Origin of the sequence: Georgenia sp. Z1344 (assembly GCF_049856295.1) — a bacterium.
Taxonomy (GTDB): Bacteria; Actinomycetota; Actinomycetes; order Actinomycetales; family Actinomycetaceae; genus JB111.
The window spans coordinates 41,128-56,970 of sequence record NZ_JBNDMZ010000015.1 but is presented as its reverse complement, the minus strand read 5'-3'; the positions used below and the strand labels follow the sequence as shown (position 1 = coordinate 56,970).

Here is a 15,843-nt window from a genome sequence, read left to right as displayed (position 1 = left end):
TCGCCGTCCCGGGCTCAGCCCAGCAGCAGCGCCAGCACCACGAGTGCGGCCAGGGCGCCGAGCGGGAGCACGTTCCAGCTCGTCGACACCGGCGGCACCGGTGCGTCCGCGTCCAGGTGGCCGTCGCGGCGCAGGGCGTCGCGTCGCGCGGTGATCGCCGACGCGACGACCTCGGCGGTGCCGTCGTGCCGCTCGACGGGGGCGGCCCCCGGCTCGCGGACCGGCGTCTCGTCACCGCCGGACCGGTCCTCGACCTCCGGCTCGCTGCCGCGACCACGCCGCAGGCGGCGTGCCGAGGCCGACGACGCCGGCACTGCCCAGGAGCCGAAGCGCCCCTCGTCGGTCACGACGGTCAGCGACCAGCGCGACTCGACGTCCCGCAGGGCCGGCCAGGGCACGTGGACGTCCCGGAGCAGATCGAGCACACCGATCCCGCCGTCGGAGACCTCGACCGCGGGGCGCCACCACACGACGTGCAGGACGAGTGCGGCGCAGGCGATCCAGGCCAGCGCTCCCGGCCCGACGCCGTCGACCAGGACCATGACGGCCGCCAGGGCGCAGACGACCCAACCGGCGACGGCGATCGGCCGGGCCGCGCGCGTACGGAAGACCAGGGTGGGTCGCATTCGTCGATCCTCCCACCTGCGAGCGGCACAGCCCGTGCCCCGCTCGCCGGCACGACCCCGAGGATGACCACGTGACTGAGACCATCGAGACCACGCCCTCCGCGAGCCGGTTCGCGGACCAGGACCCCATCCTGCGGGTGCGTGACCTGACGATCGAGTTCCTCGTCGACGACGAGTGGTTCACCGCCGCCGAGGACCTCAGCTACGACGTCCACCCCGGCGAGGTCCTCGCGATCGTCGGCGAGTCCGGGTCCGGCAAGACCCAGTCCTCGATGTCGCTGGTCGGCCTCCTGCCGCCCAACGGCCGGACAACCGGCTCGGCGCGGCTCGGGGAGACCGAGCTCGTGGGCCTGCGGGGCCAGCGACTGCGCAACGTCCGTGGCGACGAGATCGCGGTGATCTTCCAGGAGCCGATGACGGCGCTCAACCCCGTCTACACGGTCGGCTTCCAGATCGTCGAGACGCTGCGCACGCACCAGTCGTTGCTGCCGGCGGCGGCGAAGAAGCGGGCGATCGAGCTCCTCACGCTCGTCGAGATCCCCGAGCCCGCGCGTCGCTTCGACTCCTACCCGCACCAGCTCTCCGGCGGCCAGCGACAGCGGGCGATGATCGCCCAGGCGCTCGCCTGCAACCCCCGGCTGCTCATCGCCGACGAGCCGACGACCGCGCTCGACGTCACCGTCCAGGCGGAGATCCTCAAGCTCATGCGGGACCTGCGCGAGCGGATCGACGCGGGCATCATCCTCATCACCCACGACATGGGTGTCGTCGCCGACATGGCGGACACGATCCTCGTGATGAAGGACGGGCAGATCGTCGAGCGCGGCGTCGCCGACGAGATCTTCCACCGGCCGCAGCACCCGTACACCCGCCAGCTGCTGTCCTCGGTGCCCCACCTGGGCTCCCACACCTCCGCGGACGAGTCGTTCGCCCCGGAGGCGGAGGACGGCACCGGCGGGGCGCGGCCCCGGACCGACCGCCTCGAGGTCAGCGACCGCGCCGCCGCGCCGTCCCCGTCCGGTGCCACCGCGGGCACCGCCGAGGTCACCCCGGTCATGCGGGCCGAGGACGTCGTCCTCGAGTACCCCAAGCGCGGCCGGCAGAAGGCCTTCGTCGCGGCCGAGGACATCAACCTCCACATCAACCCCGGCGAGGTCGTCGGTCTGGTGGGGGAGTCGGGCTCCGGCAAGACGACGATCGGCCGCGCCATCGTCGGCCTGCTCCCGGTGAAGTCCGGGTCGCTGGTCGTCGACGGCATCGAGATGCGCGGGGCGAACCGGTCCGCGCTCAAGCCCCTGCGCAGCCGGGTCGGCATGGTCTTCCAGGACCCGGGCTCGTCCCTCAACCCGCGCCTGCCGATCGGCGAGTCGATCGGCGAGCCGCTGCTGCTCCACACGGAGCTGTCGAAGGCGGAGCGCAACACCCGGGTCGAGGACCTGCTCGACAAGGTCGAGCTGCCGCGCGTCATGCGCAACCGCTACCCGCACGAGCTCTCCGGCGGCCAGCGCCAGCGCGTCGGCATCGCCCGCGCCCTCGCGCTCGAGCCGACGATCCTCGTGGCCGACGAGCCGACCTCGGCGCTCGACGTCTCCGTCCAGGCACGCGTGCTCGAGCTGTTCAGCGAGCTCCAGCGGGAGACCGGGTTCGCCTGCCTCTTCATCAGCCACGACCTCGCCGTCGTCGAGATGCTGTCCTCCCGCATCGCCGTCATGCACAAGGGGCACCTCGTCGAGACCGGTCACTCCGGCCAGGTCGTCAACGACCCGCAGCACCCCTACACGCAGCGGCTCATCGCGGCCGTGCCGGTGCCGGACCCCGACGAGCAGGCGAAGCGCCGTCGCACGCGCGACGCCGTCCTCGAGGCATACGCCAAGGCGGGCGAGGACGGGGAGGTCGTCGTGGACTCGCCGACCGACCGGGACGACACGGTGCGCCGCGCGGAGGAGCGCGACAGCGTGGAGGCCCTCGACCGGCTCGACAACGAGGGCCACGACGCCCAGGACCCGGGCTCGTCCGAGCGCAAGCACTGACACGCCGAGCTGCGCCCGTTCGGGCCCGCTCGCAGGCCCGGGTCGGGGGAATCACGGCCGCGGGGCAGGACGGGGGCGCGCCCGCGCGCGTAGGATCGCGGTTCGGGGCACGTGCCGCGACCGGCGAGCCGACGCCCCTGCCGATCGGTGCGCACCAGCGCGTGGACGCCGGAGGTAGCCACCGGACCCGAAGGAAGCACTGCCATGCCCCAGCGCCAGGACCTGCGCAACGTCGCGATCGTCGCCCACGTCGACCACGGCAAGACCACCCTCGTGGACGCCATGCTGTGGCAGTCCGGGGCGTTCGGGGAGCACGACCACGTCGACGAACGGGCGATGGACTCGGGCGACCTCGAGCGCGAGAAGGGCATCACGATCCTCGCGAAGAACACGACGGTCAACTACAAGGGACCGGCGGCCGCCGCCGCGGGCGCGCCGGACGGCGTGACGATCAACGTCATCGACACCCCGGGGCACGCCGACTTCGGCGGCGAGGTCGAGCGCGGCCTGTCGATGGTCGACGGCGTCGTCCTGCTCGTCGACTCCTCCGAGGGCCCGCTCCCGCAGACCCGGTTCGTCCTGCGCAAGGCGCTCGCGGCGAAGCTGCCGGTCATCCTCGTCGTCAACAAGGTCGACCGCGGCGACGCCCGCATCGCCGAGGTCGTCGAGGAGGCCACGGACCTGCTCCTCGGCCTGGCCTCCGACCTCGCGGACGAGGTGCCGGACCTCGACCTCGACGCCGTCCTCGACGTGCCCGTCGTCTACGCCTCCGCGCGTGCGCGCCGCGCCTCGCTCACGCGTCCCGGGGACGGCGAGATGCCGGACTCCGAGGACCTCGAGCCGCTGTTCGCCACGATCCTGCAGACGATCCCCGGGCCCCGCTACGAGGAGGACGCTCCGCTCCAGGCGCACGTCACCAACCTCGACGCCTCCCCGTTCCTCGGCCGCCTCGCGCTGCTCCGCATCCACAACGGGACGATCCGCAAGGGCCAGACCGTGGGCTGGGCGCGGCAGGACGGCACCGTGGCCAACGTCCGCATCTCCGAGCTCCTGCGCACGGAGGCGCTCTCGCGGGTGCCCACCGAGTCGGCGACCGCCGGTGACATCGTCGCCGTCGCCGGGTTCCCGGACATCACGATCGGCGAGTCCCTCGTCGACGCCGACGACCCGCGCCCCCTGCCGCTCATCACGGTCGACGACCCGGCGATCTCGATGACGATCGGCATCAACACCTCGCCGCTCGCCGGCCGCGTCAAGGGCCACAAGCTCACCGCCCGCCTCGTCAAGGACCGCCTCGACCGCGAGCTCATCGGCAACGTCTCCCTCAAGGTGCTCCCCACCGAGCGGCCGGACGCCTGGGAGGTCCAGGGGCGCGGCGAGCTCGCGCTCGCGATCCTCGTCGAGCAGATGCGCCGCGAGGGCTTCGAGCTGACCGTCGGCAAGCCCCAGGTCGTCACCAAGGAGGTCGACGGCAAGCGGCACGAGCCGATGGACCGGATGACGATCGACGTCCCCGAGGAGTACCTCGGCGCGGTCACGCAGCTGCTCGCCGCCCGCAAGGGGCGGATGGACTCGATGGTCAACCACGGCACGGGCTGGGTCCGGATGGAGTTCCTCGTCCCGTCCCGCGGCCTCATCGGCTTCCGCACCCGGTTCATGACCGAGACCCGCGGCACCGGCATCGCCTACTCGATCGCCGAGGGGCACGAGCCGTGGCACGGCCCGATCGAGCACCGTTCGACCGGATCGCTCGTGGCCGACCGCCCGGGAGCCGTCACGCCGTTCGCGATGATCAACCTCCAGGAGCGCGGCTCGTTCTTCGTCGAGCCCACCGCCGAGGTCTACGAGGGCCAGATCGTCGGCGAGAACTCGCGCAACGAGGACATGGACGTCAACATCACCAAGGAGAAGAAGCTGACGAACATGCGGTCCGCCACGGCGGACTCGTTCGAGAGCCTCGTCCCGCCGCGCAAGCTCACCCTCGAGGAGTCCCTCGAGTTCGCCGCCGACGACGAGTGCGTCGAGGTCACCCCCGAGATCATCCGCATCCGCAAGGTCATCCTCGACGGCACCGAGCGCGCGCGGGCCGCCGCGCGGTCCAAGAGGCAGGGCGCCTGATGACGGCGGCCGCGGGACCGGGCCACGCCGGGGGGCCGCAGGTCGGCGGCGAGGCACCCACCGGTCACGCGGCACCGCGCCGCGGCGTGGGGGAGTGGGTCCTCGAGGCCGTCGTCACCGTGCTCCTCACGGTCCTCGTGGCCGTCGCGGGAACGGTCGTCCACCGGATGGAGTCGGGCGGCCTGCCGCTCGGGATCACCCTGGGGATCGCGCTCGCACTGTCCGGCGCCGTGCTCGTGCGCGCGGTCTGCGGCACCACGGCCCTGCTCGCGTACGGCGCGCTGGGGATCGGCGTCGTGCTCCTCATGACCTACTGGGGACCGGGCGAGGACGTCCTCGTCACCTCCACCCCGCGCGCCATGCTGTGGATCCTCACGATGCCGCTCGCCGCGGCGATCGGGTGGGCCGCCCCGCGCGCCTGGTTCTCGTCGTCGAGCGTGCGGTTCGGCCACCGGCGTGCCGCAGGCACCACCGGGCACGACGACGAACGACGCGATGCGCCCGCTCATGTCGACGGGGGCGCCGGCCGGGACACGCGCCCCCACGGAGAGGTGCAGGTGGGCACGGATGCGTCCGCCGGCACCGGCACCGACGCGTCCGCCGGCACCCCCGCCGTCTCCGACGAGGGCGCCGGGACGCAGCGGTGAGGGGCGACGCGCTCGAGGAGGGCTTCCGGGCGGCGCTCGCACGCCGGCCCGCGGGGATCGCCGTGCTCGGCGTCCGCGCCGGAGGTCATCCCCTTCTCGTGCCGGTGACCGACGTCGCGTCGGCGTCGCTGCGTCCGCCGATGGTCACCGTCTCGGTCTACGCCGACTCGCGCGCCGCCGAGGCGCTCGAGGACGCACCGGAGTGGGGGCTGTCCGTCCTGGACGGCTCCACCGAGGCCGGTGCCGCGCTCGCCCGCGTCGCGGAGCCCGGCCGGCCGCTCGTCGGCCAGGCCGTGGGCATCGAGCTGGTCGAGCGTGCCGGGGACGCGGTCCTCCTCGAGGCGGCGAGCGCGCACCTCGTGCTCCGCACGTCGTGGACGCGGCTCGCGGGCGACCACGTCGTCGTCGCCGCGGACGTCCTCGAGGCGCGGGCCACGGGCCGGCCCGGCGCCCACGTCCACGCCCTCGGGCGCGCGCGGCCGTGGTCGCCTCCTGGACAGGGCTGACGTCCCCATCACGGCGTCCGCGCGCCGCCCTCCACGTGCGATGAGATTCCCTACGATGGACCGGGCCGCAGCGATGACGGCCACACACCACGGAACGAGGAACGCATGACCCGCCACGCCCGCGACGCAGGCCCAGCCGACGGCCGGAGGCGGCGCCGCGGTCGCGGCTGGCTGATCGGGCTCGGCGTCACGGTCCTCGTGCTCGCCGGTGCGTACTTCGGCGTCGCGTGGTTCATGGGGGACAAGGTGCCGACCGGCACCGTCGTCGCCGGCGTCCAGATCGGCGGGCTCGAGGCCGAGGAGGCCGTCGAGGAGCTGCGCACCGGCCTGTCCGACGAGGTCGAGGCCCCCGTCCGGCTCACGCTCGACGGCAACGAGGCGGAGATCAGCTCCGCCGAGGCCGGCCTCACCTTCGACGCGCAGAGCACGGTCGACGGCCTCACCGGCTTCGCCCTCGACCCGCGCGTGCTGCTCGGCCACTTCACCGGCCTCGGCGCCTACGACCCGGTCCGCAGCGTCGACGAGCCCGCGCTGCTCGCCGCGATCGAGGCGGCCGAGGAGGAGCTCGCCACCGAGCCCGTGGACGGAGCCATCGAGTTCAACGGGTCCACCCCGAGCGTCACCGACCCGGTCGTCGGTCAGCAGATCGACGCGGAGGCCACCGGCGAGATCGTCGTCGAGGAGTGGCTCGTCTCGACCACGCCCATCGAGGCCGTCGCGACCGAGGTCCAGCCCGAGATCGGCGAGGAGGAGATCGCGGCCGCGCAGGAGTCGATCGTCGCCCCGCTCACCTCCGGCCCGGTCACCGTCCAGGTCGGCGACTCCGAGGTGGACCTCGGGGTCGACCAGCTGACGGCCGCCGCGACCATCGAGCCCGTCGACGGGGCGCTCACCCTGACCATGGACGGCGACCAGCTCGCCGACGCCGTCCTCGAGTCCGGTCCCGACATCGGCACCGAGCCCCAGGACGCGCAGATCACCCTCCGCAACGGAGGGCCCTACATCGTCGGCAGCGAGACGGGCGCGACCCTCGACCCCGAGGGCCTGGGGGCGACCGTCGCGGCCGCGGCGACCTCGACCGAGGACCGCGTCGCGGTGGCCGACGTCGTCGAGGAGGAGCCGGAGTTCACCACGGAGGACGCCCAGGAGCTCGGCGTCCTCGAGGTCGTCTCCGAGATCAGCACGCCGCTCACCTCGGACGACGTCCGCACGCAGAACCTCGTCAACGGCACCGCGCTCGTCACCGGCACCCTGGTCCTGCCCGACGAGCAGTTCGACCTCGCGGCCGAGCTCGGCCCGATCACGGAGGAGAACGGGTTCGTCAGCTCCGGCGTCGTCGAGAACGGCTTCAACGCCACGGCGCTCGGCGGCGGCGTCTCCCAGCTCTCGACGAACATGTTCAACGTCGGCTGGGAGGCCGGGCTCGACGACATCGAGCACCGTCCGCACAGCAAGTACTTCGACCGGTACCCGATGGGCCAGGAGGCCACCCTCTGGGTCGACGAGGACAACCCGGAGAACTCGATCAACATGATCTGGGAGAACAACACGCCCTACGGCGTGCTCGTCGAGGCATGGGTCGCCGACGGCGAGGTCCACACCCGCCTGTGGTCCACCCCGTACTGGGACGTGACCACCGAGATCCAGGGCCCGTACAACATCACCGCGCCGCAGGACGTCGTCAACGACTCGCCCTCCTGCGTCCCGGAGTACGGCGGCGTCAACGGGTTCTCGGTGACGGTCTCCCGCGAGCGCAGCCACGAGGACGAGACGCTGCCGCGCGAGGAGTACGAGTGGACCTACTCCCCGCACAACCGGGTCACCTGCGGCTGACCGAGCCTGCTCGTCAGGGCGTCAGGGCGTCCGGCGGGGCGCGGGCCGCTCGGACCTCCGCCTCGGGCCGGCCGCGGGGGCACCCGGTGCCCGGACAGGATCGCCGCCACGGGCACGACGACGCGGCCCCGCCCGGTCTCGACCGTGAGGCCGTCCTCGCCGGATGCGACCAGGTCGCCGAGCGCGTCCCGGGCGTGGTCGCCGTCCCGGAACCGGACCACGACCCGGTCGCCGAGGGACCACGTGCGCCAGGCGACGCCGCCCGGCCCGGGGTAGCCGTCGAAGGTGTGGGCCATGCGCCTCAGCGTCGCACACCTGCTCCGGCCGGTTCGTCCGGAACGACCGGTCCTGCGCCGGAACGGGTGTCTCGCGAGCGAGCCTGGGCCGCGCGCCACGCGAGTCTCGTGGGACGATGGGGGCATGACGTACGTGATCGCCCAGCCCTGTGTGGACGTGCTCGACCGCGCATGCGTCGACGAGTGTCCGGTCGACTGCATCTACGAGGGCGACCGCATGCTGTACATCCACCCCGACGAGTGCGTCGACTGCGGCGCCTGCGAGCCGGTGTGCCCCGTCGAGGCCATCTACTACGAGGACGACACCCCGGCCGCGTGGTCCCAGTACTACGACGTCAACGTCAACTTCTTCTCCGACGTGATGCCCGGCCAGTCCGAGCCGGTGGGTTCCCCCGGCGGCGCGGCCCGCACCGGGCGGCTCGGGTTCGACCACCCGGTGGTGGCCGGGCTCCCGCCCCAGGCCTGACGTGACCCTGCACGGCGACGCGCTGCCGGACTTCCCCTGGGACTCGCTCGCCGGCGCGCGCGAGGTGGCGACCGCCCATCCGGGCGGGATCGTCGACCTGTCCGTCGGGACCCCCGTGGACCCGACGCCGGCGGTGGTCCAGGACGCGCTCCGGGCGGCCGCGGACCGGCCTGGCTACCCGACGACGATCGGCACCGACGAGCTGCGCGCCGCGATGGTCGACTGGTTCGGGCGGCGGCGCGGCGTTCCCCTGACCGAGCGCGGCGTGCTGCCGACGGTCGGTTCGAAGGAGGCCGTGGCGCTCGTTCCCGCGATGCTCGGGATCGGCGCGGGGGACCGGGTCCTGCACCCGGCCGTCGCGTACCCCACCTACGACGTCGGGGCCCGGCTCGCCGGTGCCGAGCCGGTCGCCGTCGACCCCGCGCGGCCGCAGGACTGGCCGCGGGACGGCGTGCGGCTCGTCTGGCTCAACTCCCCGGCGAACCCGCACGGGCACGTGCTCGGGGTCGACCAGCTCGCCGCCGCGGTGGCGTGGGCGCGGGAGGTCGGCGCGGTTGTCGTCGCCGACGAGTGCTATGCCGAGCTGGCCTGGGAGGAGCCGTGGGCGAGCTCCGGCGTGCCCAGCCTGCTCGACCCGCGGGTGACCGGCGGCGACCACACCGGCCTGCTCGTCGCGTACTCGCTGTCCAAGCAGTCCTCGATGGCCGGCTACCGCGCGGCCCTGCTCGGGGGCGACGAGGCGCTCATCGGTCGCCTGCGGGAGATCCGCAAGCACGCCGGGATGATGGTGCCCGCCCCGGTCCAGGCGGCGATGGCCGCGGCCTTGGCGGACGACGCCCACGTCGACGCGCAGCGGGCCCGCTACGGCGCTCGGCGCGAGCGGCTGCTCGGCGCCGTCAGCGCGTACGGCCTCGCGCCCGACCCGGACTCGGTGGCCGGTCTCTACCTCTGGCTCGGCCGGGAAGGCGCGCAGGGGCGCGAGCTCGTCGACGAGCTCGCCGCGCTCGGCGTCCTCGTGGCCCCCGGCGAGTTCTACGGCTCGCTCGGCGAGGGCCGGGTGCGCATGGCGCTGACGGCGAGCGACGAGCGCGTCGACGCCGCGGTCGCCCGCCTCACCGACGGCGAGTGAGCCGGGCGGTGCTCGACGGCACGGTCGAGCACCACGCGGGCGGGGTTCGTCGTCGTCGGCGGGTGTGACCCGTGGGCGCCCGTGACCTCCGACCGGCGGTATCTTGGACGGTGGACGACCTCCGACGGGGGCGGTGCTCCGCCCCTCGTGCGCCCACGAGGCGCTCACCATCCACGAAGGGGACCAGCATGACCGAAGACGCCACGCTCACCGTCGACGACAAGACGCTCTCGCTGCCGAGGGTGAAGGCGTCCGAGGGCAGCGACGGTCTGACCATCGGCAAGCTCCTCGGCGAGACCGGCACCGTCACGCTGGACTACGGGTTCACGAACACCGCGTCGACCGAGTCGGCCATCACGTACATCGACGGGGACGCGGGCATCCTCCGTTACCGCGGGTACCCGATCGAGCAGCTCGCGAAGCAGTCGACCTTCCTCGAGACGGCCTACCTGCTCATCTACGGCGAGCTCCCCGACGCCGAGACGCTCGAGGCCGTCACGCGCCGCATCAAGCGCCACCGCGTGCTCCACGAGGACTTCAAGGGCTTCTTCACCGCGTTCCCGCCCAACGGCCACCCGATGTCGATGCTCCAGGCCGGTATCGCGGGGCTCGGCACGTACTACCCGCACACGCTCGACCCGCACGACGAGTACCAGAAGGAGCTCTCCACGGTGCTCCTCATGGCGAAGCTGCCGACGATGATCGCGTACATCGCCAAGCGGGCGTCGGGCCTGCCGCTGCTGTACCCGGACCAGTCCTACAGCTACACGGCGGACTTCATGCGGATGACGTTCGACCTGCCCTACCAGCACCGCGACGTCGACCCCGAGATCATCCGGGCGCTCGACCTGCTGCTCATCCTCCACGCGGACCACGAGCAGAACTGCTCGACGTCGACGGTCCGGATGGTCGGCTCGTCCGACGCGAGCATCTACGCCTCGATCTCCGCCGGCGTGGGCGCGCTGTCCGGCCCGAAGCACGGCGGTGCGAACGAGGCCGTCCTCGAGATGCTCTCGCGCATCCAGGGCAGCGACGACTCGGTCGAGACGTTCATGAAGCGCGCGAAGGACAAGAACGACAACGTCCGGCTCATGGGCTTCGGGCACCGCGTGTACAAGAACTACGACCCGCGCGCCGCGATCGTCAAGAACGTGGCGCACGACGTCCTCGAGCGCCTCGGGACCGACGACGAGCTGCTCGACATCGCGATGAACCTCGAGGAGATCGCGCTGAACGACGACTACTTCGTCGAGCGCAAGCTCTACCCGAACGTCGACTTCTACACGGGGCTCATCTACAAGGCGATGGGCTTCCCCACCCAGATGTTCACCCCGCTGTTCGCGCTCGGGCGCCTGCCCGGCTGGATCGCCCAGTACCGCGAGATGATCGAGGACAAGAACACGAAGATCGGCCGCCCCCGGCAGGTCTACACCGGCGCCACCGAGCGGGACTACGTCCCGATCGAGAAGCGCTGAGCCGGTACCGGGGGCGCAGGCGGTCCGCCGCCCCGCCCCCGGTCCCCCCGTACTCGTCGAGAGTGCGGTTCGCACGCGTGGCCGTCGCGGTTCGTCGCCGGCCGCGGCCGAGCAGAGAGGCGGGTCGATGGAGACCCTCTACCCGGACAGTGACCTCTACCGGTACGCGGACCTGCTCACCGGGGTCGAGCGGGCCGAGATCCTCCGGCTGCGCGCGGTCCTGGCCGAGCACCTCCCGTCCGAGGTGCTGGCCGACCACTGGGACCGGGCCGCATTCCCGGCCGACGCGGTCGAGCCCCTCGCGGCCGGCGGCTTCATCGAGCCGGAGGCCCTCGGCGGGTCACCCGTCCGGTGGCTGTTCCAGGGCTTCCGCTCCTTCGAGCTCGCCCGCCACGACGCGTCCGTCGCCACCTGGTACAACGGGCAGGCCTCGCTGTTCCTCACGAACATCGAGGTCGGCGGGTCGCCGGAACAGGTCGCGCGGTGGCGGCCCTCGGTGGTCGACTTCTCGGCGCGCGGGGTCTTCGCGATGACGGAGCCGGACCACGGGTCCGACGTCGCCGGGGGCCTCGAGACCACCGTCCGGCGGTCCGGCGGGGACTGGGTCCTCGACGGCACCAAGCGCTGGATCGGCTCGGCCGCCTACGCCGACCACCTCTGCGTGGTCGCCCGCGAGCCCGACCGCGGGCCGGTGCGGATCCTCGTCGTGCCGGCGGACGCCGACGGCGTGCGACTCACCACCATCGAGCGGAAGACCTCGGTCCGGATGGTGACGAACTCGGTCATCGAGCTCGACTCCGTGCGGGTGCCCGACGAGCTGCGGCTGGCGAACGTCGAGTCCTTCGCCGACGTCGGGGCCATGCTGCGGCGCATGCGGATGACCGTGGCGTGGCACGCCGCCGGGGTGCAGGCGGGGGCGTTCGAGGCCGCGCGCCGGTACGCCCGCGCGCGCGAGCAGTTCGGCCGCCCCATCGGCGGGTTCCAGCTCGTCCAGGACAAGCTCGCCCGGATGCTCGGCAACCTCACGAGCACGCTCGGGATCGTCGTGCGGCTCTCGCAGCGCCAGGACGAGGGCGTGTTCGACGAGGTCGAGTCGTCCCTGGCCAAGCGCGAGACCTGCCGGCACATGCGCGAGACGGTGGCGCTCGCCCGCGAGGTGTGCGGCGGGAACGGGATCACGCTCGACTCGGACGTCGCGCGGTTCCACGCCGACGCCGAGGCGATCTACACGTACGAGGGGACCGACGACATCAACGCACTCGTCGTGGGCCGGGCGATCACGGGGCTGTCCGCCTTCACGCGGTAGGGCGCGAGGGCGGGCGGTTCGCCGTCGGGCGGGGTCGTCAGGCCGTGCGCATCTGACCGGCCAGCGGGCACGCCCAGATGTCGGCGCCGCCGCGCCCGACCTTGTGGACGTGCGCGGTGACGGCCTTGTAGGACTGGAACAGCGTGGTCTCGGTGTACCGCACGCCGATCGCCCGGCAGTGCTCCCGCACCATCGGGGCGACCTTGCGCAGGTTCGGGCGGGCCATCGACGGGAAGAGGTGGTGCTCGACCTGGAAGTTGAGCCCGCCCATGAACGTGTCGACCCACCTGCCGCCGGTGATGTTGCGGCTCATGAGGACCTGCCGCTGGAGGAAGTCGACCTTGAGCCCGCGTGCGACGATCGGCATCCCCACGTGGTTCGGGGCGAACGACAGGCCCAGGTAGGCGCCGAACAGCCCCATCTGGATGGCGATGAAGGCGAGGGCCTTGCCCGGCGACAGGACGAGGAACACGAGCGCCACGTATGTGCCGAGGCGGAACGCGATGAACGCGGCCTCGACCCAGCGGTGCTCGAGCTTGGTGCGGGAGAACAGGCGGGCGATGCCCTGGACGTGCAGGCTGAGCCCCTCGAACGCGAGCAGCGGGTAGAACGTGTAGGCCTGGATCCGCGCGAAGAACCGGCCCACGCGGCTCCGGCGCGTCTGCAGCGCCTCGTTGGTCCAGATGACCGGTCCGGGCTCGATGTCCGGGTCCTTGCCGAGCTGGTTGGGCGCCGAGTGGTGCTTGTTGTGCTTCTTGTTCCACCAGCCGTGGCCCATGCCGGTGACGAGGTTGATGAGCACGAGGCCGGCCCACGTGTTCCACCGGCCCGAGTTGAAGATCTGGCGGTGCGCGGCGTCGTGGCCCATGAACGCGGTCTGCGTCATGAGCAGGCCGAGCGCCGCCGCGATCCCCATCTGCCACCACGAGTTCCCGATGAAGAGGAACGCCACGACGAGGCCCGCCCCGATGACCATGAGGATCGCGAACTTCGTCCAGTAGTACGCGTACGCCCGGCGCATGAGTCCGGCGTCCTTCACAGACTTCGTCAGCGTGGTGAAGGAGCTGACGTAGCGCTCGCCGGCGCCGCGCATGGGGCGCTCGGGGCGGGACGGCGGGGCGGGGGCGAGGTCGGTCACCGACACGGTGGGCCTTCTTCCGGGGGAGCTCGAACGAAGCAGGTCGCCCCGAACTCCCTCGACCGTACTGCGTCGGGGCCCGGCCCGTGGGTCGGTCCAGCCGCGGGATCGCGCATCTCTCGCCCGACGACGACGAACGACGCCCCCGACGACGAACCGCAACCTCGACGTCGACCACCCGCAACCTCGAGGACGACGAACCGCAATGTCGGTGGGCGTGAGCCGCACCCTCGACACCGACGACGAACCGCAATCTCGACGACGACGAACCGCAATCTCGACGACGACGAACCGCAATCTCGACGGGCTGCGGGTCAGCCGATCGCGACCTGGCCCGGTTCGAGGCCGGCGGCGGCGTCGACGACCGACTGCTCCACGGGTGAGAGACCGGAGCCGACCTCGTCGAGCGCGGTCCACCCGGCGTCGTCGCCCTCGGAGCGCAGCCACACGCGCCCGTCGGTGGCGACGGCCAGGGCATCCGTCTCGGTGGCCGTCGCCACGCCCCAGTGGGCGACCCCCCAGCCGGCGGCCGCGCCGGAGTCGTCGGAGGCGGCCCCGTCCGGCAGCCCGGCGGAGTCGAGGACGAGCACGCCCGCGTCGCGCTCCTCGGGCGTGAGCCCCAGGTCGCGCAGGGCGAGGTCGGTGACCGTGGCGGTGGCGAGGGAGTCGGTGGCGTTCTCGGCGTCGTCGGGCATGGACAGGCGGCACGTGAGTCCGCCCTCGACCTGGCCGACGAGGTTGGCCGCGAACGCGCGGGCCATGGGCTCGTGCTGGGCGTACGCCTCGGGGTAGCCGGAGCGCTGGACGGCCTGGGCGGCGTCGTTGATCGACATCTCCTCCCAGCCGTCAATCGTCACGAGCTCGTCGTAGAACCGGCCGGTCGAGTAGACGGGGTCCATGATCTCCTCGACCGAGCCCCAGCCCTGCGACTCGCGCTGCTGGAAGAGGCCGACGGAGTCGCGGTCGCCGTAGTCGATGTTCCGCAGCTTCGACTCCTGCATGGCGGTCGAGATCGCCACGGTGGTCGCGCGGATCGGCAGGTCGCGCTGCTGGGCGAGGCCGACCATGAGGGCGGCGTTCGCGGCCTGGTCGCCGTCGAGGGTGGCGGAGAGGTCGCCGCCGGCCTCGGCGCGGCACGTCCCGGACGCGGGGGAGCGCACCACGTAGGTGAGGATCGCGACCACTCCACCGACGGCGACGGCGAGGACGAGCGCGACCACGGCGAGCCCGCCGAGGCAGGACAGGCCGGAGCGGGTGCCGGGCTCGTCGCTCACGCGCGGGGTCGGGTCAGGCGTGCAGGGCGTCGTTGAGCGCGACGCCGTGCCCCTCGCGGGCGAGGACCTGGACCGCGCCGGTGACCGAGTGGCGGCGGAACAGCAGGCCGCTCACGCCGGACAGCTCGCGCGCCGAGACGACCGTCTCCTCGGGCAGGACGGTGACCTTGGTGCCGGCCGTGACGTAGAGGCCGGCCTCGACCACGCAGTCGTCGCCGAGCGAGATGCCCACGCCGGCGTTCGCGCCGAGCAGGCAGCGCTCACCGATCGTCACCTGCTCGGTGCCGCCGCCGGAGAGCGTGCCCATGATCGAGGCGCCGCCGCCCACGTCGGAGCCGTCGCCGACGACGACGCCCTGCGAGATGCGGCCCTCGACCATCGAGCGGCCGAGGGTCCCGGCGTTGTAGTTGACGAAGCCCTCGTGCATGACGGTCGTGCCCTCGGCGAGGTGCGCGCCGAGGCGGACGCGGTCGGCGTCGCCGATCCGCACGCCGGACGGGACGACGTAGTCGATCATCCGCGGGAACTTGTCGAGGAGCTGGACCACGAGGTGGTGCCCGGCGTCGGCGGCGCGCAGGCGCGCGGCCGGGAGGTCGGCGGGGGCGACCGGGCCGAGGGACGTGAAGGCGACGATCGGGAGGACGCCGAAGATGCCGTCGAGGTTGACCGTGCGTGGCGCGACGAGGCGGTGCGAGAGCAGCTGGAGGCGCAGGTACGCGTCGGCGACGTCGGCCGGGGCGGTGTCGAGGTCGATCGTCGTGGTGACGACCTCGACGACGACGCCGCGGACGGCGTCCGTGCGAGCGCCCGTGGCGATCTGCGCGAGCGCCTCCGCGTCGTGCGCGGCGGGCGGGGCGCCCAGTGCGGGGTGCGGGTACCAGACGTCGAGCGTCTCGCCGGACTCGGTGCGGGTGGCCAGGCCGTGGCCCCAGGCGCTGCGGGAGGTCATGGAGCCAGGATAGGTCGCGGCCGCGGGGCAGCGGCGGCCCGTCCGGCGTG

14 protein-coding genes are annotated in these 15,843 nt (G+C 72.8%); 9 read left to right on the top strand and 5 right to left on the bottom strand.

The window, feature by feature from the left end:
* Positions 1–14 precede the first annotated feature (14 nt).
* Positions 15–626, bottom strand: a complete 612-nt coding sequence (locus ACPYO6_RS15360) for a hypothetical protein (RefSeq protein ID WP_425715652.1) — start codon at positions 624–626, stop codon at positions 15–17.
* 71 nt (positions 627–697) lie between these two features.
* On the opposite strand from ACPYO6_RS15360, the gene ACPYO6_RS15355 reads away from it, so the two are divergent.
* The 5 genes from ACPYO6_RS15355 (at position 698) to ACPYO6_RS15335 (ending at position 7,760) form a co-directional block, all read left to right on the top strand.
* The gene (locus ACPYO6_RS15355) at positions 698–2,656 is read left to right on the top strand and encodes an ABC transporter ATP-binding protein (RefSeq protein WP_425715651.1); all 1,959 of its coding nucleotides are present in this window, start codon (positions 698–700) and stop codon (positions 2,654–2,656) included.
* Between the two features lie 204 nt (positions 2,657–2,860).
* Positions 2,861–4,774 carry a translational GTPase TypA gene (gene typA, locus ACPYO6_RS15350; RefSeq protein ID WP_425715650.1) on the top strand — a complete coding sequence of 638 codons (1,914 nt, stop codon included), beginning with the start codon at positions 2,861–2,863 and terminating at the stop codon, positions 4,772–4,774.
* Positions 4,774–5,421 (top strand): hypothetical protein, encoded by a 648-nt coding sequence (locus ACPYO6_RS15345; protein WP_425715649.1) that lies wholly within the window; start codon positions 4,774–4,776, stop codon positions 5,419–5,421. The genes typA and ACPYO6_RS15345 overlap by 1 nt, the downstream gene beginning before the upstream one ends.
* Complete coding sequence (locus tag ACPYO6_RS15340; RefSeq protein ID WP_425715648.1) at positions 5,418–5,927, top strand: flavin reductase family protein; 510 nt, start codon at positions 5,418–5,420, stop codon at positions 5,925–5,927. Before ACPYO6_RS15345 ends, ACPYO6_RS15340 begins: the two co-directional genes overlap by 4 nt.
* 105 nt (positions 5,928–6,032) lie before the next feature.
* Positions 6,033–7,760, top strand: a complete 1,728-nt coding sequence (locus ACPYO6_RS15335; RefSeq protein ID WP_425715647.1) for a VanW family protein — start codon at positions 6,033–6,035, stop codon at positions 7,758–7,760.
* Here the strand turns inward: ACPYO6_RS15335 and ACPYO6_RS15330 are convergent.
* On the bottom strand, positions 7,727–8,056 hold the full coding sequence (locus ACPYO6_RS15330; RefSeq protein WP_425715646.1) for a hypothetical protein: 330 nt from the start codon (positions 8,054–8,056) through the stop codon (positions 7,727–7,729). The two genes, ACPYO6_RS15335 and ACPYO6_RS15330, sit on opposite strands and share 34 nt — an antisense overlap.
* A gap of 124 nt (positions 8,057–8,180) precedes the next feature.
* Here ACPYO6_RS15330 and fdxA point away from each other — a divergent pair, with 124 nt between their 5' ends.
* The 4 genes from fdxA to ACPYO6_RS15310 all read left to right on the top strand — a co-directional run bounded on the left by fdxA (position 8,181) and on the right by ACPYO6_RS15310 (position 12,432).
* Positions 8,181–8,522, top strand: a complete 342-nt coding sequence (gene fdxA / locus ACPYO6_RS15325) for a ferredoxin (protein ID WP_425715645.1) — start codon at positions 8,181–8,183, stop codon at positions 8,520–8,522.
* A 1-nt stretch (position 8,523) separates the two neighbouring features.
* Positions 8,524–9,651, top strand: a complete 1,128-nt coding sequence (gene dapC / locus ACPYO6_RS15320) for a succinyldiaminopimelate transaminase (RefSeq protein WP_425715644.1) — start codon at positions 8,524–8,526, stop codon at positions 9,649–9,651.
* A gap of 188 nt (positions 9,652–9,839) precedes the next feature.
* Complete coding sequence (locus ACPYO6_RS15315) at positions 9,840–11,126, top strand: citrate synthase (RefSeq protein WP_425715643.1); 1,287 nt, start codon at positions 9,840–9,842, stop codon at positions 11,124–11,126.
* A 127-nt stretch (positions 11,127–11,253) separates the two neighbouring features.
* The gene (locus tag ACPYO6_RS15310) at positions 11,254–12,432 is read left to right on the top strand and encodes an acyl-CoA dehydrogenase family protein (protein ID WP_425715642.1); all 1,179 of its coding nucleotides are present in this window, start codon (positions 11,254–11,256) and stop codon (positions 12,430–12,432) included.
* Between the two features lie 37 nt (positions 12,433–12,469).
* Here the strand turns inward: ACPYO6_RS15310 and ACPYO6_RS15305 are convergent, their stop codons facing one another.
* The 3 genes from ACPYO6_RS15305 to dapD form a co-directional block, all read right to left on the bottom strand.
* Positions 12,470–13,576, bottom strand: a complete 1,107-nt coding sequence (locus ACPYO6_RS15305) for a fatty acid desaturase family protein (protein ID WP_425715641.1) — start codon at positions 13,574–13,576, stop codon at positions 12,470–12,472.
* Positions 13,577–13,884: 308 nt separating this feature from the next.
* Positions 13,885–14,844: a hypothetical protein gene (locus tag ACPYO6_RS15300; RefSeq protein ID WP_425715640.1), complete on the bottom strand. Its 960-nt coding sequence runs from the start codon at positions 14,842–14,844 to the stop codon at positions 13,885–13,887.
* A 13-nt stretch (positions 14,845–14,857) separates the two neighbouring features.
* Positions 14,858–15,793, bottom strand: coding sequence for a 2,3,4,5-tetrahydropyridine-2,6-dicarboxylate N-succinyltransferase (dapD, locus tag ACPYO6_RS15295; protein ID WP_425715638.1), 936 nt, complete (start codon positions 15,791–15,793; stop codon positions 14,858–14,860).
* Positions 15,794–15,843 lie beyond the last annotated feature (50 nt).